The sequence below is a fragment of the Mesorhizobium sp. M1163 genome (assembly GCF_040318415.1).
GTDB lineage: Bacteria > Pseudomonadota > Alphaproteobacteria > Rhizobiales > Rhizobiaceae > Mesorhizobium.
Genome location: NZ_JAMYMF010000010.1, coordinates 59,151 through 81,337, shown reverse-complemented (window position 1 = coordinate 81,337; position 22,187 = coordinate 59,151). Strand labels below are relative to the sequence as shown.

The 22,187-nt window shown below is 61.2% G+C and carries 23 protein-coding genes; 2 read left to right on the top strand and 21 right to left on the bottom strand.

Translation table 11 applies throughout. The features are described 5' to 3' along the window. From NKH43_RS12080 to NKH43_RS12025, 12 genes are all read right to left on the bottom strand, one after another. Positions 1–867 carry a carbohydrate ABC transporter permease gene (locus NKH43_RS12080; protein ID WP_023674893.1) on the bottom strand — a complete coding sequence of 289 codons (867 nt, stop codon included), beginning with the start codon at positions 865–867 and terminating at the stop codon, positions 1–3. 1 nt (position 868) lies between these two features. Next, positions 869–1,936, bottom strand: coding sequence for an ABC transporter ATP-binding protein (locus tag NKH43_RS12075; protein WP_023717773.1), 1,068 nt, complete (start codon positions 1,934–1,936; stop codon positions 869–871). 9 nt (positions 1,937–1,945) lie between these two features. Beyond that, positions 1,946–3,025: an ABC transporter ATP-binding protein gene (locus tag NKH43_RS12070; RefSeq protein ID WP_352858273.1), complete on the bottom strand. Its 1,080-nt coding sequence runs from the start codon at positions 3,023–3,025 to the stop codon at positions 1,946–1,948. A 39-nt stretch (positions 3,026–3,064) separates the two neighbouring features. Then, entirely contained in the window at positions 3,065–4,591 is a 1,527-nt protein-coding gene (glpD, locus tag NKH43_RS12065; RefSeq protein WP_023717775.1) for a glycerol-3-phosphate dehydrogenase, read from the bottom strand. A gap of 126 nt (positions 4,592–4,717) precedes the next feature. Next, on the bottom strand, positions 4,718–5,485 hold the full coding sequence (locus NKH43_RS12060; RefSeq protein WP_023717776.1) for a DeoR/GlpR family DNA-binding transcription regulator: 768 nt from the start codon (positions 5,483–5,485) through the stop codon (positions 4,718–4,720). 128 nt (positions 5,486–5,613) lie between these two features. Further along, positions 5,614–7,026 (bottom strand): pyridoxal phosphate-dependent decarboxylase family protein, encoded by a 1,413-nt coding sequence (locus tag NKH43_RS12055; RefSeq protein ID WP_352494585.1) that lies wholly within the window; start codon positions 7,024–7,026, stop codon positions 5,614–5,616. Between the two features lie 58 nt (positions 7,027–7,084). After that, positions 7,085–7,816: a proteasome-type protease gene (locus NKH43_RS12050; RefSeq protein ID WP_352482263.1), complete on the bottom strand. Its 732-nt coding sequence runs from the start codon at positions 7,814–7,816 to the stop codon at positions 7,085–7,087. Between the two features lie 30 nt (positions 7,817–7,846). Next, positions 7,847–8,641, bottom strand: coding sequence for a transglutaminase family protein (locus NKH43_RS12045; RefSeq protein ID WP_023717778.1), 795 nt, complete (start codon positions 8,639–8,641; stop codon positions 7,847–7,849). 61 nt (positions 8,642–8,702) lie between these two features. Then, the gene (locus tag NKH43_RS12040; protein WP_023717779.1) at positions 8,703–9,644 is read right to left on the bottom strand and encodes an alpha-E domain-containing protein; all 942 of its coding nucleotides are present in this window, start codon (positions 9,642–9,644) and stop codon (positions 8,703–8,705) included. Positions 9,645–9,707: 63 nt separating this feature from the next. Beyond that, a complete protein-coding gene (locus NKH43_RS12035) occupies positions 9,708–10,067 on the bottom strand; it encodes a four helix bundle protein (protein WP_352858403.1) in 360 nt (119 codons plus the stop codon). Positions 10,068–10,119: 52 nt separating this feature from the next. Then, the gene (locus NKH43_RS12030) at positions 10,120–11,532 is read right to left on the bottom strand and encodes a circularly permuted type 2 ATP-grasp protein (RefSeq protein WP_023717781.1); all 1,413 of its coding nucleotides are present in this window, start codon (positions 11,530–11,532) and stop codon (positions 10,120–10,122) included. A 172-nt stretch (positions 11,533–11,704) separates the two neighbouring features. After that, positions 11,705–11,941 carry an Lrp/AsnC ligand binding domain-containing protein gene (locus NKH43_RS12025; protein ID WP_023674883.1) on the bottom strand — a complete coding sequence of 79 codons (237 nt, stop codon included), beginning with the start codon at positions 11,939–11,941 and terminating at the stop codon, positions 11,705–11,707. A 242-nt stretch (positions 11,942–12,183) separates the two neighbouring features. Between NKH43_RS12025 and NKH43_RS12020 the strand changes: the two genes are divergently transcribed. After that, entirely contained in the window at positions 12,184–12,603 is a 420-nt protein-coding gene (locus tag NKH43_RS12020; protein WP_023717782.1) for a DUF4864 domain-containing protein, read from the top strand. Between the two features lie 26 nt (positions 12,604–12,629). Here NKH43_RS12020 and NKH43_RS12015 read toward each other — a convergent pair whose 3' ends face one another. The 8 genes from NKH43_RS12015 to coaD all read right to left on the bottom strand — a co-directional run bounded on the left by NKH43_RS12015 (position 12,630) and on the right by coaD (position 18,831). Further along, the gene (locus tag NKH43_RS12015; protein WP_352482260.1) at positions 12,630–14,009 is read right to left on the bottom strand and encodes a glycosyltransferase family protein; all 1,380 of its coding nucleotides are present in this window, start codon (positions 14,007–14,009) and stop codon (positions 12,630–12,632) included. 221 nt (positions 14,010–14,230) lie between these two features. After that, positions 14,231–15,361 (bottom strand): tRNA guanosine(34) transglycosylase Tgt, encoded by a 1,131-nt coding sequence (gene tgt / locus NKH43_RS12010; protein ID WP_352482259.1) that lies wholly within the window; start codon positions 15,359–15,361, stop codon positions 14,231–14,233. A gap of 8 nt (positions 15,362–15,369) precedes the next feature. Then, a complete protein-coding gene (locus NKH43_RS12005) occupies positions 15,370–15,639 on the bottom strand; it encodes a hypothetical protein (protein WP_023717785.1) in 270 nt (89 codons plus the stop codon). Then, entirely contained in the window at positions 15,629–16,714 is a 1,086-nt protein-coding gene (gene queA, locus NKH43_RS12000; RefSeq protein WP_023717786.1) for a tRNA preQ1(34) S-adenosylmethionine ribosyltransferase-isomerase QueA, read from the bottom strand. Before queA ends, NKH43_RS12005 begins: the two co-directional genes overlap by 11 nt. Before the next feature lie 12 nt (positions 16,715–16,726). Next, the gene (locus tag NKH43_RS11995; protein ID WP_352855364.1) at positions 16,727–17,128 is read right to left on the bottom strand and encodes a hypothetical protein; all 402 of its coding nucleotides are present in this window, start codon (positions 17,126–17,128) and stop codon (positions 16,727–16,729) included. Continuing rightward, positions 17,125–17,637, bottom strand: coding sequence for a peptidylprolyl isomerase (locus NKH43_RS11990; protein WP_023717788.1), 513 nt, complete (start codon positions 17,635–17,637; stop codon positions 17,125–17,127). The genes NKH43_RS11995 and NKH43_RS11990 overlap by 4 nt, the downstream gene beginning before the upstream one ends. Positions 17,638–17,664: 27 nt before the next feature. Continuing rightward, on the bottom strand, positions 17,665–18,255 hold the full coding sequence (locus NKH43_RS11985) for a peptidylprolyl isomerase (RefSeq protein WP_502895845.1): 591 nt from the start codon (positions 18,253–18,255) through the stop codon (positions 17,665–17,667). Positions 18,256–18,330: 75 nt separating this feature from the next. Next, positions 18,331–18,831 carry a pantetheine-phosphate adenylyltransferase gene (gene coaD / locus NKH43_RS11980; RefSeq protein WP_023717790.1) on the bottom strand — a complete coding sequence of 167 codons (501 nt, stop codon included), beginning with the start codon at positions 18,829–18,831 and terminating at the stop codon, positions 18,331–18,333. A 196-nt stretch (positions 18,832–19,027) separates the two neighbouring features. Here coaD and NKH43_RS11975 point away from each other — a divergent pair, with 196 nt between their 5' ends. Further along, complete coding sequence (locus tag NKH43_RS11975; protein ID WP_023717791.1) at positions 19,028–19,180, top strand: hypothetical protein; 153 nt, start codon at positions 19,028–19,030, stop codon at positions 19,178–19,180. 56 nt (positions 19,181–19,236) lie between these two features. Here the strand turns inward: NKH43_RS11975 and gyrA are convergent, their stop codons facing one another. Then, the gene (gene gyrA, locus NKH43_RS11970) at positions 19,237–22,047 is read right to left on the bottom strand and encodes a DNA gyrase subunit A (RefSeq protein WP_023717792.1); all 2,811 of its coding nucleotides are present in this window, start codon (positions 22,045–22,047) and stop codon (positions 19,237–19,239) included. Between the last annotated feature and the right edge of the window lie 140 nt (positions 22,048–22,187).

Below are 22,187 nucleotides of genomic sequence, written 5' to 3'. Positions count from 1 at the left end.
TCAGCGCTCCGCGTCGTAATTGGTCATCACGGTGTAGAACACCCATGACAACAACAGGACGATAAGGAAGTAGACCAGCGACATCGCCGCCGCCGGGCCGAGGTCGAACTGGCCGAGCGCCGTCTTGACGAGATCGATCGAAAGAAAGGTCGTCGAGTTGCCGGGTCCGCCGCCGGTCACCACGAACGGTTCGGTGTAGATCATGAAGCTATCCATAAAGCGCAGCAGCACGGCGATCAGCAGCACGCGGTTCATCTTCGGCAGCTGGATGTAACGGAACACCGCCCAGCGCGAGGCACCGTCGATCTTGGCCGCCTGATAAAAGGCATCCGGGATCGAGACCAGGCCGGCATAGCAGAGCAGAACGACGAGGCTGGTCCAATGCCAGACGTCCATGATGATGACCGTGACCCAGGCGTCATAAGGATCTTGCACATAATTATAGTCGATGCCGAGCGCGTTGACGTAATAGCCGAGCAGGCCAATGTCGTTGCGCCCGAACACCTGCCAGATGGTGCCGACGACGTTCCACGGGATCAGCAGCGGCAACGCCATCAAAACAAGGCAAACAGGCACGCCCCAACCCTTCTTCGGCATATTGAGCGCAATGAAGATGCCGAGCGGCACTTCGATCGCCAGGATGATGAAGGAGAAGACAAGGTTGCGGATCATCGCCTGCCAGAAGCGGCTGGAGGAAAGCAGTTCCTCGAACCACTCGGTGCCGGCCCAGAAGAAGACGTTGTTGCCGAAAGTGTCCTGCACCGAATAATTGACAACCGTCATCAGCGGTATGACCGCCGAGAACGCCACCAGCAGCAGCACCGGCAGCACCAGGAACCAGGCTCTGTTGTTCCAGGTCTTTTCCACTTCAGGCTCCCATCTCGACGCGCCAGGAATCGGCATAGATGTTGATGCCGGCCGGGTCGAACCGCACCTTCGGATCAGCCGGAACTGTCTCGTCCTCGCCGATGATGGCGGCGATCTCGCGCCCTTCGAGATTGGCACGGACCACCTTGTGGCGGCCGACGTCCTCGACCTTGCTGACCCGGACGGCCATGCCCTGGCTGCCCAGGCGCACATATTCGGGACGGATGCCGAGCTCGATGGCGCCGCCGCCCGCCTTGGGCACGCCCGGCAGTTCGATCTGCTGCGAGCCCAGCTTCGCGGTCTTGCCGTCGATCGCCACCGGCATGACATTCATGCCGGGCGAGCCGATGAAATAGCCGACAAAGGTATGGCGCGGGCGCTCGAACAGCTCCGCCGGTGTGCCGATCTGCACGATTTCGCCGTCATACATGACGACCACCCTGTCGGCGAAGGTCAACGCCTCAGTCTGGTCGTGCGTGACATAGACCATGGTGTAGCCGAAGCGGCGGTGAAGCTGCTTCAACTGCGAGCGCAGCACCCATTTCATATGCGGGTCGATGACGGTCAAAGGCTCGTCGAACAGGATGGCATTGACGTCGGAGCGCACCAGCCCGCGTCCGAGCGAGATTTTCTGCTTCTGATCGGCGGTCAGTCCGCGCGCCTTTCGTTTGGCCATATCGGCCAGCCCGGTCATCTCCAGCGTCTCGCGCACCTTGCGGTCGACGTCGGCCTCCGGCACGCCGCGATTGCGCAGCGGGAACGCCAGATTGTCGTAGACGGTCATCGTGTCGTAGATCACCGGGAACTGGAAGACCTGGGCAATGTTGCGCTCTTGGGTCGACAGATTGGTCACGTCCCTGCCGTTGAACAGCAACTGGCCGTGCGAGGGATGCAGCAATCCCGAAATGATGTTGAGCAGCGTAGTCTTGCCGCAGCCGGACGGGCCTAGCAGCGCATAGGCGCCGCCATCCTCGAACGTGTGGTGCACTTCCTTCAGCGCGAAATCGGCATCCGTGCGGGGGTTCTGCAGATAAGAGTGGCGGATATGATTGACATCGATGCGCGCCATCGCTTCCTCCTAAGCCGCCAGCTTCGGCGCGGCCACGGCGCGGCCGTGCTCGTCGAAGACCATGATGTGGCGCGGGTCGATGAACACCTCGACCTCCTCGTCCGGCTCGAAGTCGCGAATGCCGTGGGTCAGCATGACCCAGCGCGCATCGGCAAAATCGAGATGGATGAAGCTTTCCGATCCCGTGATCTCGGTGATCGTCACCTTTGCGCGCACCGGCACCGCGGCGGCGTCGGGCCGATCGAGGGAAAGATGATGAGGCTGGAAGCCGATCGTATAGATCGCATTGGCAATGCCGAAGAGTTCGGCCGGCACCGGCAATTTCACGCCGCCCTCGAGCAGGAAATCCAGGCCCTTCTTGGCAAGCACGATGGTGTTGAGCGGCGGATCGGCGAAGGTTCTCGCCGTCACCAGATCGACCGGCTTGCGGAACACTTCGATGGTCGGCCCGAACTGGGTGATGCTGCCTTCGGAAAGCGTCGCCGTGTTGCCGCCGAGCAGCAAGGCCTCGTGCGGCTCGGTCGTGGCATAAACGAAGATTGTGCCGGCGGCCGCGAATATCTTCGGCAGTTCCGCGCGTAATTCTTCGCGCAGCTTGTAGTCTAGGTTGGCGAGCGGCTCGTCGAGCAGCACGAGGCTGGCATTCTTGACGATGGCGCGGGCCAGCGCGGTGCGCTGCTGCTGGCCGCCCGACAGACTGAGAGACGTGCGATCGAGATAGGGCGTGAGTTTGAGAAGGGCGGCGGCATTGCGCACCTCCCTGTCGATCGTTGCCTGATCCGTGCCGGCCACCCGCAGCGGTGAGGCGATGTTTTCGTAGACCGTCATTGCCGGATAGTTGATGAATTGCTGGTAGACCATGGCGACGTTGCGCTTTTGCACAGGCATGCCGGTGACATCCTTGCCATCGAACCAGACCGAGCCGGAGGTCGGCACGTCGAGGCCCGCCATCAGCCGCATCAGGCTGGTCTTGCCGGAGAGCGTCGGCCCGAGCAGGACGTTGAGCGAGCCGTGCTGAAGCGTCAGCGAGACGTCGCGGATATGTTCCGCCGCACCCACCGTCTTCGTCACGTTTCTCAGTTCAAGCATGATGCCTCCTCCCAGGCTTTCTGCATTAGTCGGCCGTCCCTATTCGGCAGCCGCTACGTGCTGCCGGCTTATTCCGCGCATGAACTCGTCGAGCACTGCCGCCTGCTCACGGCTGAGACGCAGGCCGCGCTTGGTCCGGCGCCACAATACATCCTCGGCGGTCATCGCCCATTCGTTTTCGACGAGGTAGCGCACCTCGGCTTCGTAGAGATCGGCGCCGAAGTTGCGGCCAAGATCGACGTTCGACTTGGCGAGGCCCAGCAGCTTCCTTGCGCGGGTGCCGTAGAGCCGAGTCAACCGGCGGGCCAGCCGCGCGTCGAGGAACGGGTACGCCGTTTTCAGTTTCGCCACCTCGGCATCGAAGCCGGTGACGGGAAAGTCACCGCCGGGCAGCGGCGCGTTTGCCGTCCATGGTTTGCCGCGCTTGCCGAGAAAACCCTCGATCTTCTCGAGCATCGATTCCGACAATCGGCGGTAGGTCGTGATCTTGCCGCCAAAGGCGTTGACGATCGGGGCGGCACCCTCGCCTCCATCGGCCTTCAGCACATAGTCGCGGGTGGCTTCCTGCGCCTTTGAGGCGCCATCGTCGTAGAGCGGGCGCACCGCGGAATAGGTCCAGACTATATCCGACGGATTGACCGGCTGCGCGAAATATTCGCTTGCCGCAGCGCAGAGATAGTCGATCTCGGCATCACTGATCCTGACGTCGTGCGGATCGCCGGGATAGTCCCGGTCGGTGGTGCCGATGAGCGTGAACTCGTCTTCGTATGGGATGGCGAAGATGATGCGCCCGTCCTTGTTCTGAAAGAAATAGGCGCGTGGGTCGTCGAATTTCTTGCCAACGACGATGTGGCTGCCTTGCACGAGGCGGACATTGTGCACGTCGTTCAAGCCGACGGTGGCTGAAAGCACCTGATCGACCCACGGGCCGGCGGCATTGACCAGCAGCCGCGCCTTGACCTCCTCGGTATCGCCGGTCCGCACGTTTTCAAGCCTGACCGTCCAGAGATTGCCTTCGCGGCGTGCGCTGACGACCCTTGTTCGGGTTCGAACGGTTGCACCGCGCTCGGCAGCGTCACGGGCGTTCAACACAACCAGCCGGGCATCGTTGACCCAACCGTCGGAATATTCGAACGCCTTTCGAAAAAGCGGCTTCAGCGGCTTGCCGGCCGGATCCTTGGCCATGTCCAGCGTTTTCGTCGGCGGCAGCAATTTGCGCCCGCCAATATGGTCGTAGAGAAAAAGCCCGAGCCGGATCAGCCAGGCCGGACGCAGCCCCTTGGCGTATGGCAGCACGAAGCGCATCGGCCAGATGATATGCGGCGCGTTCCTCCACAGGATCTCGCGTTCCATCAGCGCTTCGCGCACCAGGCGGAATTCGTAGAATTCGAGATAGCGCAAGCCGCCATGGATCAGTTTGGTCGAGCCGGAAGAGGTTCCGCTGGCCAGATCGTTCATCTCGGCAAGGAAGACCGAAAAGCCACGCCCAACGGCATCGCGGGCAATGCCGCAGCCATTGATGCCGCCACCGATGACGAAAATGTCATGGATCGGTGATGCGCCCAAAGAAGTCCTCCCCCCGATTTCGCATTGCAGCATTTTTGAGTTTTGCGAAACCGTGGCGGGATTATTTCGAAATGATAACGAATGTCAAACGAAATATGATCGGCGGCAGATGCCGCAGCGGCATCTCTAGGAGAGCGACGTTTCGATCAGCTGAACCTCTGCCTCCTGGCAGATCTTGCGCACCGACGGGATGTCGCAACGATCGGTGATGAAGGTGTTGACCTGCGACAGATGGCCGATGCGGACGGGCGCGGTGCGCTCGAATTTGGTCTGGTCCGACACCAGGATCACATGCCGCGCGTTGGCGATGATCGCCTGAGCCACCTTCACCTCGCGAAAATCGAAGTCGAGCAGTGCGCCGTCATGGTCGATGGCCGAGGCGCCGATCACCGCAAAATCGACTTTGAACTGCCTGATGAAATCGACCGCTGCCTCGCCGACCACGCCGCCGTCGGAACCGCGCACGACACCGCCGGCGATCACCACCTCGATCGAAGGATATATGCGCATTCTGTTGGCAACATTGATGTTATTGGTGATGACCATCAGGCCAATATGATCGAGCAGCGACTTGCTGACCGCTTCCGTCGTGGTCCCGATATTGATGAACAGAGAGGCGTTGTCAGGGATCAGCCGGGCTGCCGCGCGGCCGATCGCCTCCTTCTCCTCGGCGGCGATCTTGCGCCGGGCCTCATATTCCATGTTCTCGATGCCGGACGGGAACAATGCCCCGCCATGAATGCGGGACAAAAGCCGCTGGTCGCAGAGATCGTTGAGATCCTTGCGGATCGTCTGCGGCGTCACGTTGAAATGCGTCGCCAACTCCTCGACCAGTACGCGGCCATGATCTTTGGCCATCTGGATGATTTCGGAATGACGCGGCGACAGATACATCTAGCAACCTCTCATTTTCGTTTTTCTCGTCTATAGCTGAAAACGAAAGCCATGAACAGGTATGAGCCGGCTAATGAAAATCGGGCGACTGCAGAGAGAAAAGCTCCGGCGCAATCTCGACGAGGCTATCAACTCAGGCCCCGCGCGATCTCAGTGATGACCTCGAAAGCAGTATCGACGTCCGCCGCAGTCGTTTCGAACTGCCCGACCTGAAAGCGGATCGCCACCTGCCCGTCCACCCGAGTCTGCGTCAGGTAGATGCGGCCGTCATCGTTGATCGCGCTGACCAACCGCAAATTGTGCTTGTCAGAGTCGATGCCCGCAGCCGTAAGATGCCGGAACGAGAGCAGCGACAGCATCGGCTCCGTTACGATCTCGAAATCCGGTTCCCGAGCCAGCCGCGCGGCAAGGCTCTCGCTCCAGGCGACATGATTGCGGATCATGGTTCGCAGATTTTCCAAGCCATGTGCACGCAGCAGGAACCAAAGTTTCAGCGCGCGGAACCTCCGTCCGAGCGGCACCGACCATTCGGAATAATTGATGACCCCGTCGCGGCCATGTGTTCTCAAGAATTCGGGCTTGATCGCCAGCGTACGCACGAGGTCTTCCGGCTGGCGAACGAACTGCATCGAGCAATCGAACTGTGCGCCCAGCCATTTGTGCGGATTGAAGACGATCGAATCCGCATGTTCGGCGCCGGCCCAGAAATGCCGGAACTCGGGGCAGATCATGGCGGAGCCGGCCCATGCGGCATCGACATGCAGGTAGAGCCCGTGCCGCTTCGCCACCGCGCCAACAGCCGCGACATCGTCGGTGCCGCCGGTACTGGTGCCGCCGACGCTGGCGATGATGCCGGCCGGCAGCATGCCGTTTTCGCGGTCGGTGACGATCGCCGCTTCCAGAGCCGCCGTCTGCATGGCGCGAAAGCGTCCGGCGACCGGAATGCGCACGAGGTTCGCCTCGCCGATGCCCGACACCCAGATCGCCCGGTCTATGGAAGTATGGACTTGGTCGGAAGAATAGACCCGCACGATCGGCTGGCCTTGCAGGCCGCTCTTGTTGCCTTGCCAGTCGAGCGCGCGCTCGCGCATGGTCAGCACGGCGGCAAGCGTCGCCGATGAAGCCGAATCCTGCATGACGCCGGAAAATCCCTCCGGCAGACCAAGCGCCTGCCGCATCCAGTCGACGACCCGCATCTCGAGCTCGGTTGCTGCCGGCGAGGTCTGCCAGAGCATGCATTGCGCAGCCATCGCGGAAACCAGATACTCGGCCACGACGGAGGCCGGTGCCGCATTGGCCGGAAAATAGGCGAAGAAACGCGGATGCTGCCAGTGCGTCATGCCCGGCAGGATCTTTTGCTCGAAATCGGCGAAGATTGCCTGCATCGTTTCGCCGTCTTCCGGCGGCGCGACATCGATGCTTTTGAAGATTTCGCCCGGCTCGACAAGCGGCCGCACCGGTCTTTCGCGAAGGCTGTTTCTGTAGTCGGCGCCCCATTCAGCCGCTCGCAGCGACCATTCGCGGAATTCGTTGCTATTCATCTTCGCCTCCGTAGCGCCTCATCGAGCCGCGATCAAAGAGCACGAAAAACGAAGGTTTTCATTCGGGAAAATCAGGCAAGCTCGCAAAGGCGGTCTTCAGCGCGTTCGACCAGCTATCCGAGATCGTGCGATAATATTGATCGTCATGGTTTATTCGCTTTTTGAGGCCGACCTTGAAAGTGTCCTTTTCATAGAACAGCAGGTCGAGCGGCAGGCCGACCGACAGGTTCGACTTCAGCGTCGAGTCGAACGACACCAGCAGCAGCTTTACCGTCTCGGCGAAACTCATCGTCTTTTCGTAGGCCCGGATGATGATCGGCTTGCCGTATTTGGTCTCACCGATCTGGAAGAACGGCGTATCGTCGGTCGATTCGATGAAATTGCCTTCCGGATAGATCATGAACAGGCGCGGCGCGCTGCCCTTGATCTGACCGCCGAGGATGAAGGAGGCGTTGAAATAGGAATCCGCCTTTTCGCCGGCCGGCGACGAACTGGCGATGACCTCCTTGACGGTGTCTCCGACCAACCGGACTGTCTGGTACATGGAGGGCGTTTCGAGCAGCGTGGCATGGCGCTCCGCCACTGCCTTGGTGCGTTCGTCGAGCAGGCTGACTACGGCCTGGGTTGTCGCCAGATTGCCGGCCGACATCAAAACGATGACGCGCTCGCCCGGCTCCTCCCAGACATGCATCTTCCTGAAGGTCGAGATCGAATCCATGCCGGCATTGGTGCGCGTGTCCGACATGAACACGAGCCCGCGATCGATCTTCAGGCCGACGCAATAGGTCATCGAATCTCTTTGGCAACAATCTTGCCGGGATTACTGCTCCACGGTGACGGTGACCGCAAGCTGTTCTTCCGCCTGTCCCAGCCGAATTCCCGATACCGGCGTGGCGTCGCGATAATCGCGGCCGATCGCCACCTTTACATAGCGCTCGTCGGGAGAAATGCCGTTGGCGACATCGAAGGAGACCCAGCCCAGGCCCGAGACATGCGCCTCGGCCCAAGCGTGGCTTGCCGCCTGCTCGATCGCTGCATCCATCATCAGATAGCCGCTGACGTAGCGCGCCGGGAAATCCATGGCGCGAGCCGCGGCAACGAAGATATGGCTGTGGTCCTGGCAAACGCCGGTCTTGAGCGCAAGGGCCTCTTCGGCCGGCGTCGTCGCGTTGGTGGTGCCGGGTGTATAAGCGACACGCTCGCCGATCACGGCCATTAGCCGGTGCAGCCTTTCGATGTCGGTGCCCTTGCCCACCGAGGCAGCAAGCTCACGAATGCCGCTGCCGATCGTCGTCAGCGGCGTTTCATGGCCGAACAGCCAGAGCGGCGCGAAACCCTGATGCGGTCCGCAGACACCGGCGGTATCGCGCGTCACCACTTCGCCAGCTGCTTCGACTGTGATGAAGTCGCGCTCGCCCTCGACGCTCAACAGCCGGGTATCATTGCCGAAATGGTCGGTGAACCGCACTTCCTCGCGCGCGCCTTCGATCTTCAGCGCCCAGGACAGCACCGTCTGGGTGCGCCCGTTCACCGGGAGCAGCCGCAAACGCTGCAACAGATAATGCACCGGCGCATCGTAGCGGTATTCGGTCCGGTGGGTGATCTTCAGCCGCATCGCTCTCGTCCCTGGAGCATGAGCCTTACCGAAAACCGGTCTTCGTTTTTTGGGATCATGCTCAATAGAACCTGTAATCCTGCGCGATCTCATCGCCGAGCCTGGTGTTGTCGCGGATGAAATTGGCCAGGAATTCGTGCAGGCCGGCGTCGAAAATATCCTTGATCGAGCCGGCCGTCAGCATGGAATGGGTCTTGGCGGCCGTCGCATGACAGGCGTGGCGCTCACCATAGTCGTCACCCAGGAATTTGAGATGCTCCGTCAGGAAGCGGTAGCAAAAGGTCAGCGAGCGCGGCATGCGGACATTGAGGATCAGATAGTCGGCGATGTTGCTCGGCTTGTAGTCGGCGTCATAGACCCAGCGGTAGGAGCGGTGCGCCGACACCGAGCGCAGGATCGATTCCCACTGGTAGTTGTCGAGCGTCGAGCCGACCCAGGAGATCGACGGCAACAGAACATAGTACTTCACGTCCAGGATGCGCGCGGTGTTGTCGGCGCGTTCGACATAGGTGCCGAGCTGCGAGAAATCGAAGATCTCGTTGCGCAGCATGGTGCCGTAGAACGAGCCGCGGATCAGCGCCGTCTCGCGCTTGATTGCGTCGAGCGCGCTGGGCAGGTCGCGCTCGTCGATCGGCTTGGCCAACATCCGTTTCAGCGACATCCAGGCTTCGTTGATGCTTTCCCAGGTTTCACGCGTCAATGCTGTACGCACCATGCGGGCATTGTTACGGGCCGTTTCGATAGACGACATCGTGCTCGACGGGTTCGACGTATCGCGCAGCAGGTAGTCGGCGACATTGGCGGCGGTGTAGTCCGAATATTTCTGCGTGAAGCTGGCGTCCGAGCCGGCGCTGAGCAGCACCGAATTCCACTCCTCCGAAGCATTCTGCGTGCGAGTGAGCGCCATGCGCAGGCCGGCATCCACCAACCGCGCCATGTTCTCCGCCCGCTCGATATAGCGGTTCATCCAATAGAGCCCGTTGGCGGTGCGGCCGAGAAGCATGTCAACGTGCCTCGATGCTGAGTGAGTAGCGAATAGCGAATAGCGAATAGGGGAAAATCGGCTTCATGATTTCTGTTGCAGACTCCTGATCATCGAACGCAGCATTCTCCCGATCTCATCGGCCTGGCCAAGCAAACGCAATACGTCCTGCTCAACCATCAGCGCTACCCTTCCAGACAAGATTAGGTGCGTTTCCAACTCTTTGAGAGAACCTTGCGCTATGCTAAGATATTGAACGAACGATCCCGTGTTTTCTCGCCCGTGCCCTTCGGCGACATTTGCCGCAATCGATACAGATGATCGCCGTATCTGAGACGTCATCCCGTAAACTTCGCTGCTCGGAAAGGCTTTCGTTGCCGAATAGCAATCTACAGCCAATTCAACGGCCGCCTTCCAAACAATCAAGTCCCTGTAAGAGTTAATAGTCGTGTTGGTGCCCTCTTCCCTATTCGCTACTCACTATTCGCTATTCGCTCTAATCATCCAACACCCAAGTATCCTTCGTGCCGCCGCCTTGCGAGGAATTGACGACCAGCGAGCCTTCCTTGAGCGCTACTCGCGTCAGTCCACCGGGCACGATCTGGATACGGTCGGACACCAGCACATAGGGGCGCAGATCGACATGGCGCGGCGCCAGCCCCTTGTCCGTCAGGATCGGACAGGTCGACAGCGCCAGCGTCGGCTGGGCAATGTAGTTCGACGGTTTTGCCGCGAGCTTTTTGGAAAAATCCTCGCATTCCTTCTTAGTCGCCGCAGGTCCTACCAGCATGCCGTAACCGCCGGACCCGTGGACCTCCTTGATCACCAGTTCGTCGATGTGCTCCAGCACATATTTCAGGCTGTCCGGTTCCGAGCAGCGCCAGGTCGGGATGTTGCCGAGCATCGCCTTGCGGCCGGTGTAGAATTCGACGATTTCGGGCATGTAGGAATAGATCGCCTTGTCGTCGGCAATGCCGGTTCCGGGCGCATTGGCGATCGTGATATTGCCGGCGCGGTAGACGTCCATAATGCCCGGCACGCCAAGGGCTGAGTCCGGGCGGAAGGTCAGCGGATCGAGGAACGAGTCGTCGACGCGCCGGTAGAGCACGTCGATCTGCTTGTAGCCCTCGGTCGTGCGCATCGCGACATGGCCATCGACGACGCGCAGATCCTGCCCTTCGACGAGTTGCACCCCCATCTGGTCGGCAAGGAAAGCATGTTCGAAATAGGCCGAGTTGAAGCTGCCCGGCGTCAGCACGGCAATGGTCGGCGCGCCCTTGGTGCTTTGCGGCCGCACTGCGGCCAGCGACTGGCGCAAGAGCTGCGGATAATTCTCCACCGGCCGCACCTTGATCTGCTGGAACAACTCGGGAAAGAGCTGCATCATCGTCTCGCGGTTCTCCAGCATGTAGGAGACGCCGGACGGCGTGCGCGCATTGTCCTCCAGCACGTAGAACTCGTTCTCGCTGATGCGTACGATGTCGACGCCGATGATATGGGTATAGACGCCGGCCGGCGGCCGCACCCCGATCATTTCGGGCAGGAACGCCTCGTTCTTGGCGATCAACTCCTTCGGCACGCGGCCGGCACGCAAGATTTCCTGACGATGGTAGATGTCGTCGAGAAAGGCGTTCAGCGCCTGGACGCGCTGCTCGATGCCTTGCGTCAGCCGTCGCCATTCGTTGCCGGAAATGATGCGCGGAACGATGTCGAAGGGTATCAGCCGCTCCGATGCTTCCTGCTCGCCGTAAACGGCGAATGTGATGCCGGTCTTGCGAAAGACGCGTTCGGCGTCCTGCATCTTCTCGTTAAGCCTGGCCGGGTCCTGTTCCTTCAGCCAGCGATCGTAAGCCGAATACGGTTTTCTCAGCCCGGAAACTTCCGGAAGCATTTCATCGAACGCTGCCAATCGCATACTCCCCTGTGGCGCCATTTCACTGGCCTCGCTGGAGAAAATCAAGCGCAATCGGTGATTTGGTGGGCGCCGGCGATCAGTATATCGCTCTTGCCTAAAATTAAGGCAGTGCCGATAGGGCCGTAGTCAGGCTTTGCTTCGTGTCCGGGCAGATGCCGGATGCGGATCAAAACGCGCGAAAGGTGACGACCGTGAACGTGTCTTTGATGCCGGGAAGAATCTGCACTTTCTCGTTGACGAAGTGGCCGATGTCTTCCTCGTCGTCGACATAGAATTTGGCGAGCAGGTCGTAGTTTCCGGCTGTCGAGTAGATTTCGGAAGCGATCTCGGCATCGGCCAGGGCGCTGGCAACGTCATAGGCCTTGCCCAGATCGCACTTTATCTGCACGAAAAATGCTTTCATTGCCTGGTCCTGCCCAACATCGCACGCTCTAGGTAAAATCGAGCGGCCCTTGTGGCAGACTGCCGCCCGGCTTTCAAGCATCGGCCATCGCTCAGGCTGTTCTAGCCTCGACAATGCTTTCTCGGTCTGGACACAGCTCGCGGCGCCGAATGTTTGCGCTCGGCTGAAACCCTCGAGCACTGCAAAGCGTATAGTATCATGTACCTCGGACAGCGATTTCTCAGGGACAACGGAGACAGGCCATGCGCCGCGCGTTTTTCGCATTCGCAGTCGTTCCATTCATTTTCGCATCCCAGGCCTTTGCTGGCGACGCCGAAGTCAAGGCGGCGCAAACGGTCATCGATGGTCAATTGAAGGCCTTCATCGCCAACGACGGAGCGACGGCCTACAGCTTTGCCGCACCAAATGTGAAACGCATCTTTCCAACTGTCGATACCTTCATGAACATGGTGACCAACGGCTACCCGCCGGTGCGCCAACCGCAGACCTACTCCTTCGGCAAGGTTCGCGAGACGAGCCCGACCTCGATCATCCAGCAGGTGCTGATCGTCGGCCCGGATGGCAAGGACTATGAGGCGGTCTACACGCTCGAACTACAGCCTGACGGCAGCTTTCGGATCACCGGCTGCAGCCTGCGCGCGTCCACGTCGCTCAGCACCTGAGGGTGCTTGAGGAGGGCAAAGTTGTCTCAATCCTGTCGCCGGTAGAGCGTCCAGCTCAGGCCTGAAAACCCCCAGTGTCTCGACGCGTCGGCCCGTTCATACGCCAAAGCGCATGCGGCCGTCGGTTCAACATGTTCGGCTTGCTTGTCCACATCCCCCTCGAGGATCAGCCAAGCCGGCCGGTCGGCGCACATCCTGTTTTCCGGAACCAGCCAAGCCCGACGATCCGTCCGCGCCGCAAAATAATCGACGACCATGGCGGTGCGGAAATCACTGTTGCTCGCATAGGCGGCAGCGCCGTTCCTGGTCATTTCATCGACCATAGCAGCGTACGAGCCGCGTCCGTACTGATAGAATTGGAGCAGCGACGAAATGCTTCCACTCACCACGATCGCCAGTGCTCCCACCGCAAATAGCCTGGCAGTCCCGCGAGCAGCCAAGCCGCGACCGATCATCTCGCCGGCCCAGAGCAGCAGCAATGTTCCGCTGATGATGAAATAGCGCGGAAACTCGAGATTGGGCAGATGTGTCGCCGCCATGAGCAAAGGCAGTCCGATAATCCCGATGACATAGAGGCTGGCCCGGCGATCGCACCAGACACCAGCGGAGAGGCCAACAAGACCGCAGGCGGCAACGATATACGGCCAGTCGCCGAACCAGGGGGGCAGCCCGAACAGAGAGCGGATCATTCCGCCATAGCCCTGCGCGAAGGCGGCAATCGAGAACGGCGAAACACCACCGACACTGAAGCCGAACAGCCTGCCGCCGATAAACACGCAGGCAGCCAGCGGCAGCACGGCAAGCAAGGCCGGCAGGAAGATCGACGCCAGATCCGCAACGACACGGCTGACCCTCGCCGTACGCTGCCAGGCGAGCCACGCGGTCCAGATTGCGAGGACTGCCACCATTCCGATCATGGTGAGATGGCATAGGAACCCGAAAAGGATCGCCGCTGCCAAGGCCGTGCCAGACAACCGTTTGTTGTCGAGCCGGCGCTCCAGAAAAACCACCGAAAGCAGCGTGAAGAGCACAAGGCCGGCATAGCCACGCGCCTCCGAGCCGTAGTGCACCATCGGATAGCTCACGGCAAACAACAGGCTTGTGGCAATCATCGCCCGTCGTCCGTGCGGTGCGGCGGTCGCTGCCGCCGCAACTGTCGTGGCAACACCTAGTGCTATCGACAGGCCTCGCTGGATCAAAGGCGAAGCGTCGGGGCCGATGAGATAGAGATAGACCGAGTTGAGGAAATGATTGTTGTCGTGATTGACGCGCCAGAATATCTGGTCGATCGAGGTCAGCGGCTCAATCAGCGCAAAGCTCCAGATCTCGTCCAGCCAAAGGTCGCCGCCCGCGCCAAGCAAGCGCAAAACCAAGCCGGTCACGGCGATGACCAGAACGGCAAGCAACGACCCCGCCGTCCATTGCTGGACCGCCACGGAGGGCGAAGGCGAAGGCTCGGCGCTGCCATTCGTCCGCACCGTCGTGCCAGGAACTGAAACTTGCCCCGAAACGAACAGGTTCTTGATCCTCGCCCGATGTCGTCCGGCAATGCTTATTAGGCAGACGTTTCAAAACAGTTCATGGCAGGTGCGACTCCTCCCTGGAGCCGGATTCCTGGCGAGCACGCCTACCGGACGGGGAGGTCACCGTTTGCCCATTGCTGCGTGATGATCTCAGCTTGTCCGGCGAACCTGCCAGCCCCGATCGCTTCGCGAACGTCGCGCATCAGCTGCTGGTAGTAGGACAGATTGTTCCAGGTCAGGAGCATCGCCCCGAGCGCCTCTTGCGAGCGCACCAGGTGGTGCAGATAGGCGCGCGAATAGTCGCGTGCGGCCGGGCAGTCGCTTTCCTCATCGAGCGGGCGCGGATCGTCGGCATGGCGGGCGTTGCGCAGATTGACCTTGCCGCGCCGTGTATAGGCAAGGCCATGCCGCCCTGCCCGCGTCGGCATCACGCAGTCGAACATGTCGATGCCGCGCGCCACCGACTTCAAGATGTCGTCCGGCGTACCGACACCCATCAGGTACCGCGGCCGGTCAGCCGGCAACTCCGGGCAAGTGATGTCGAGCATCTCCAGCATCACCGCTTGCGGCTCGCCGACGGCCAACCCGCCGACCGCGTAGCCCTTCAGCTCCATCGCCTTCAGCGCCTGCGCCGAGCGCAGCCGCAGGTCCGGTATATCGCCGCCTTGCACAATGCCGAACATCGCCTTGCCGGGCTGCTCGCCGAACGCCGTCTTGCAGCGCTCGGCCCAGCGCAACGACAACTCCATGGCACGCTCGATCTCTTTTTCCTTGGCCGGCAGCGCCGTGCACTCGTCGAGTTGCATCTGGATGTCTGAATCGAGCAGCCCCTGGATCTCGATGGAACGCTCCGGCGACATCTCGTAGGCGCCGCCGTCGATATGCGAACGAAAGGTCACGCCGTTCTCGGTCAGTTTCCTCAGCTTCGACAGCGACATCACCTGGAAGCCGCCGCTGTCGGTGAGGATCGGATAGGGCCAGCGGGCGAATTCATGCAGGCCGCCGAGCCGAGCCACGCGCTCGGCGCCGGGTCTCAGCATCAGGTGGTAGGTATTGCCAAGGATGATGTCCGAGCCGACACCGCGCACCTGATCCATATACATGGCTTTCACCGTGCCGCCGGTGCCGACCGGCATGAAAGCGGGCGTGCGGATTTCCCCGCGCGGCATGGTGATTGAGCCGCGCCGGGCTCTGCCTTCGGTCGCCAGCACCTTGAAGGCGAATGCGTTAGTCATTGAATTCCCTAGCCATCGAACTCCTTGTCGAACACCGGCGCGTCCGGAGCCTGTCGGTCGAGCGACTGCCGGTAGCGGATGCAGCCGCGCATGAATTTCGGCCAGGGCGGCACGGCAATCGCCGGCTCGGTCTTTTCGGGTAAAAGCGACCAGAGGTCGGGGTGATGCCAGCACAGATCATGGCCGGTGGCGTCGCGGTGTTGGCGGATGCCGGCGCGCAGTTTCCTGACCTCGGCGAGCAAGGCTTCGCGGCCGAAAGTTTCCAGGTCATCGTCCATCGTTATCCTCCCTGAACAGAAGACTTGCGTCTCCATAGGAATAGAACCTGTAGCGGTTCTCAATGGCATGCGCATAGGCCGCGTGCATCGTCTGCAAACCGCAGAAGGCCGAAACCAGCATGAACAGCGTCGAACGCGGCAGATGGAAATTGGTCATCAGCATGTCGGCGGTCTTGAAGCGATAGCCGGGCGTGATGAAGATGTCGGTCGGGCCTGACCATGCGGCCAGCCTGCCGTCCTTGCCAGCCGCGCTCTCCAACAAACGCAGCGATGTCGTGCCGACAGCGATAATGCGCCCTCCTTTTGCTCTCGCCGCATTCAGCGCCTCGGCGGTTTCCGGGCTGACCGAACCGGTTTCGGCGTGCATCTTGTGGTCGGCGGTGTCGTCCGCCTTCACCGGCAAAAACGTGCCGGCGCCGACATGCAGCGTGACGAAACGGCGCTCGATGCCATTGGCGTCGAGCGCGGCAAACAGCTCCGGCGTGAAATGCAGCCCCGCCGTCGGCGCGGCCACGGCGCCCTCCTCCCTGGCATAGATGGTCTGGTAATCGCTGCGGTCGCGCTCGTCGTCGTCACGCTTGGAGGCGATGTAGGGCGGCAGCGGGATGTGGCCGACGGCGTGCAGAGCCTCATCGAGGAACGGACCCGACAGGTCGAAGCCGAGCAGCACCTCGCCACCTTCACCCTTCTCGATCACGGTCGCGTCGAGCTGGCCGAGAAAGCAGGAATTGGCATCATGACCGAAATGGATGCGATCGCCGGCGGCGACGCGCTTGCCCGGCCGCATGAAGGCGAGCCACCGGTCGGGCGCCGTCCGCATGTGCAGCGTGGCTTCGACCTGCGCCGCTGCCTCGCCGCGCCGCCTGATGCCTTTCAGCTGCGCAGGAATGACCTTGGTGTCGTTGAAAACCAGCACATCACCAGCCTTGAGCAGGGACGGCAGGTCGCGCACGGTCATGTCCTCGAGCCCCGCGCCCGGCCTGACCACCAGCATTCTGGCACTGTCGCGCGGCTCGGCTGGGCGAAGCGCGATGCGCTCCTCCGGCAGATCGAAGTCAAAAAGGTCGACGCGCAAGAAATCCCCGCCTCAAGGTTCCGGGCAGGTCACCGCCCAGGCGCCGACACCGTCTATGCTCAATGTGCCGCCCATCGCGAAACTGGACTGCTCGCTGGCCTTGACCAGCCGCAATCTGGCGACGATCGAGCTGAGGCCCTCATCAGTGAGATCGATCAGCATACGCTCATCGTCCTCGAATGCCTGTCCGACGATGACTTTCGTTGAACCCGGCTGGCCGTCCGTGGTCCATGTCTTGCCGCCGGCATCCACCAGCCACACGCGCGCCACTGCAATGACGGCTGTGTGTCCCATCAACACGTCGATCGATGCCGCGCCGCCGTCGGCGCTGCAAACGATCGATTCCGTCGCCACCGCCGGAGTGGCCGCCGCGACGAGCACAAATGCGATGGCCGCGACAGCCCGGCTGGTCATTTCACGTCGGCCGCGACCTTGAGCGACACGATCTTGTCGGGATCCTGCACCGGTTCGCCGCGCTTGATCTTGTCGACATTGTCCATGCCTTCGATGACCTGGCCCCACACCGTGTACTGGCGGTTGAGGAAGGCGGCATCGTCGAAGCAGATGAAGAACTGCGAATTGGCCGAGTTCGGGTTCTGCGAGCGCGCCATCGAGCAGGTGCCGCGGCCGTGGTTGGCGTTGGAGAACTCGGCCTTCAAGTCGGGCTTGTCGGAACCGCCCGTACCGGCGCGGGTCGGCGCGAAAGACGGCTTATTGGAATTGCCGAATTTCACGTCACCGGTCTGCGCCATGAAGCCGTCGATGACGCGGTGGAAGACTACGCCGTCATAGGCGCCTTCGCGCGCCAGCTCCTTGATGCGGCCGACATGGCCGGGCGCCAGGTCTGGGAACAATTCAATGACGACCTTGCCCTTGGTCGTGTCCATGATAAGCGCGTTCTCGCGGTCCTTGATCTCGGCCATGTCAGAATATCCTTTTGAAACTTGGGTTTACTTGCCGTCAGCGGCGATACGCACCTTGATCATGCGATCGGGGTCGGTCACCGTCCCGTTCTGCGCCGCTTCGCCTTTCTTGATGTGGTCCACCAGCTCCATGCCGCTGACGACATTGCCGACGATGGTGTACTGGCCGTCGAGCGGCGGTGCCGGCGCGAACATGATGAAGAATTGCGAATTGGCGGAATTCGGATCGTCGGAGCGGGCCATGCCGACCACGCCGCGCTGGTAGTGCTCGGTGCTGGAGAATTCGGCCGGCAGGTCGGGAAGATCGGAACCGCCGGTGCCGACGGCGTCGGCATTGAAGCCGCTCTTCATATTGCCGAACTTGACGTCGCCGGTCTGCGCCATGAAGCCGTCGATGACGCGGTGGAAGGCGACGTTGTCGTAGGCGCCCTGGCGCACCAGCTTTTTGATCTGCGCGACGTGCTTCGGCGCAAGGTCGGGCCTCAGCGCGATGGTCACGTCGCCGTCCTTCAGCGTTACGATCATGGTGTTTTCGGGATCGGCGGCAAACGCCGACACCGATGCGGTCACAAGACCGGCAAGCATGACAAGCAAGAAGGCAAGCTTTTTCAGCTGCATGGGATCTTTCTCCGAATATCTTCGTTCATGCATGTCGTTACCCAAAACCGGGCTCCACTTTTGGGCGACATGCATTTATTTCGCGAATTTGGCGGTGAGCGCGCCGGCCACGGCCGCCGGCACGAAGTGGCGGATGTCGCCTCCCATCGAAGCTATCTGGCGCACAAGTGTGGCGGTAATGGTGCGCACCGAGGGGCTGGCGGGCAGGAAGACCGTCTGCAGCTCCGGCGCCATGGTCTCGTTCATGCCGGCCATCTGCATCTCGTAGTCGAGATCGGTGCCGTCGCGCAGGCCGCGGATCATGATCGAGGCGCCATGCTTCCTGGCCGCGTCGATGACCAGACCGTCGAAGGCGACCACTTTGATGCGCGCACCGTCGCTGCCGAATTCCGCCTTCGTTGCCGTTTCGATCAGATCGACCCGTTCCTCGAAGGAAAACAATGGCTTCTTGCCGGGATGGATGCCGATCGCCGCATAGATGGTGTCCGCCACGGCCAGCGACGCCTTCAGCACGTCGAGATGGCCGTTGGTCAGCGGGTCGAAAGAGCCGGCATAAAGGGCGATGCGTTCGGTCATGGCAGGTGCTTCTAGCGAGCCTCTCCCCTAAAGGCAAATCCGATCGGCAGGCCCGCCCCATGAACCTTTTGGCCGACGTGAACGACAGATGAATGTGCCGCTCACAACGGCTTCACGCAGTGTTCACTAAGTTGCAGCTTCGAAAGATGAAACCAAACACCCATCTAACCGTTGTTAGGCGCAGGAGAACACGCACATGCTGATCTACATGCTCGCCACAGCAATGACCGTCGCCATGCTGATCGCTACCGTATTCGGGTTGCATCAGGAAGCACAGCGAGTCCGCGCCAAGGCCAATACCAAACGGTTCGAAGGCTTCGGCATCCGCAAGCCTTATCGCCACTTCTAGATTGCTGGGGTTTCTTGAGAACGCCGGCCCATAGGGCTGGCGCCGTCGCGGCAAACTCACTCGACGGTAGTGTCAGGCTCCCCACCTTCGGCATCGGTAGCAGCGCCACCTTCAGCATCGACACTCTCTTCGATCTCTTCGTCGGCTTGCGGCTCTGAAATCCGCTCCACCGAAACGACCTTCTCGCCCTCTGCGGTATTAAAGATCGTAACGCCCTTGGTGGCGCGGCTGGCAAAACGAATGCCGTTGACCGGGACGCGGATGACGGTGCCGCCATCCGAAACCAGCATGATCTGATCGTCATTGCCGACCGGGAAAGTCGCCACCAGGCGGCCGATTTCGGCCGTTTTCGACACGTCGGTGGCGCGGATACCCTTGCCGCCACGGCCGGTCAGACGGAAATCGTAGGACGACGAACGCTTGCCGTAGCCATATTCCGTAACCGTCAGCACGAACTGCTCATGTGCCTTGAGGAATTCGTAGCGCTCGTCGGAAAGCTCCGCCTCTTCGCCGACCTCCTCATTGGTAAGCTGGATTTCTTCCTCCTCACCGGCGGCAATGTCGACGACAAGCCGGCGTTCAGCCACCACCCGCTTGAGGTAGGCGGCCCGCTCGGCCGGCGGCGCATCGACATGCTCGATCACCGCCATCGAGATCACCCGGTCGCCATCGGCCATGGCTATGCCGCGTACACCGACCGAATTGCGGCTCTGGAAGACGCGTACGTCGCTGACCGAAAAGCGAATGCACTGGCCGGAACTTGCCGTCAAAAGCACGTCGTCATTGTCGGTGCAGGTTTCGACGCCGAGGATCTCGTCGCCTTCCTCGTCCAGCTTCATGGCGATCTTGCCGTTGCGGTTGACCTGGACGAAGTCCGAAAGCTTGTTGCGACGCACCGTGCCGCGCGTGGTGGCGAACATCACGTCGAGCTCGCCCCAGCTCGTCTCATCCTCCGGCAGCGGCATGATGGTGGTGATGCGCTCGCCCTGTTCGAGCGGCAGCATGTTGATCAGCGCCTTACCGCGCGATTGCGGGTTGCCGATCGGGAGGCGCCAGACCTTTTCCTTGTAGACGATACCGCGTGAGGAGAAGAACAGCACCGGCGTGTGCGTGTTGGCGACGAACAGCCGGGTGACGAAATCCTCGTCCTTGGTCGACATGCCGGAGCGGCCCTTGCCGCCGCGGCGCTGCGCCCGGTAGAGCGACAGCGGCACGCGCTTGATGTAGCCGGAATGGCTGACGGTGACGACCATGTCCTCGCGCTGGATGAGGTCCTCGTCTTCCATGTCGGCCCCGCCCTCGGCGAGCTCGGTGCGGCGCGGTGTGCCGAACTCGTCGCGCACGGCGATGAGTTCGTCCTTGACGATCTGCTGGATGCGGGCGCGGGACGACAGGATGTCCAGGTAATCCTTGATCTCGTCGCCGATCGTATTCAGCTCGTCCGCGATCTCGTCGCGGCCGAGCGCGGTCAGGCGCTGCAGGCGCAGTTCGAGGATGGCGCGGGCCTGCTCCTCGGAGAGATTGTAGGTTCCGTCCTCGTTGATGCGATGGCGCGGATCGTCGATCAACAGAATCAGCGATTCCACGTCGCCCGAAGGCCAGCGCCGCTCCATCAACTGCTCGCGCGCCGTCTGCGGGTCCGGCGCCGTGCGGATCAGCTTGATGACTTCATCGATGTTGGCAACAGCAATGGCAAGGCCGACCAGCACATGGGCGCGGTCGCGCGCCTTGCGCAGCAGGAATTTCGTGCGCCGGCTGATCACCTCCTCACGGAAGGCGACGAACGCCTTCAGCATGTCGGTCAGCGTCAGCAATTCCGGCTTGCCGCCGTTCAGCGCCACCATATTGGCGCCGAAGGACGTCTGCAGCGGGGTGAAGCGGTAAAGCTGGTTGAGGATGACATCGGCGACGGCGTCGCGCTTCAGTTCGATAACGACGCGGTAACCCTGGCGGTCGCTCTCGTCGCGAATGTCGGAAATGCCCTCGATGCGCTTATCGCGCACCAGCTCGGCCATCTTCTCGATCATCGACGCCTTGTTCACCTGGTAGGGAACCTCGGTGATGACAATCGATTCACGGTCGTTGCCGCGTGGCTCGACGTTGACGCGGCCGCGCATGACGATGGAACCGCGGCCTGTCGAATAGGCGCTGTAGATGCCGGAGCGGCCAAGCACGATGCCGCCGGTCGGGAAATCCGGTCCAGGAATGATCTCCATCAGCGCCGGCAGGTCGATCGCCGGATTGTCGATGAGGGCAATGGCGCCGTTGCAGACCTCGCCCAGATTGTGCGGCGGGATGTTGGTGGCCATGCCGACGGCGATACCGCCGGAGCCGTTGACCAACAGGTTCGGAAAGCGCGCCGGCAGGACTTTCGGTTCGCTGCCCGACGCATCGTAAGTGTCCTGGAAATCGACGGTGTCCTTGTCGATGTCTTCCAGCAACTCATGCGCGACCTTGGTCAGCCGCGATTCCGTGTAGCGCATCGCCGCCGGCGGATCGCCGTCGATCGAGCCGAAATTGCCCTGCCCGTCGATCAGCGGAACGCGCAGCGACCAATCCTGCGCCATGCGCACCAAAGCGTCATAGATCGAGGCGTCGCCATGCGGATGGTATTTACCCATCACGTCGGCGACCGGGCGTGCCGATTTCACATATTTGCGGTTCCAGTGATAGCCGCTCTCATAGGCGGCGTAGAGGATGCGGCGATGCACCGGCTTGAGGCCGTCGCGCACGTCCGGCAGCGCACGGCTGACGATTACGCTCATGGCGTAATCGAGATAGGAGCGCTGCATCTCCTCGATGATGGATATCGGCTCGATGCCGGTGGGGCCGCCGTCGGCGCCGCGCGGTGTCTTTTGGTCGGTCAAATCGGATCACAATCTAATCAGGAATCACTTGGTGCTTATATAGGAAGCCGGCCCGAAACTCCAATAATCGCGGCAGTTTTCCAGTGTCGTTTTTAGCGGCAAATTCAAAAGGATACACCAATTGCGACGATATGGCCGTG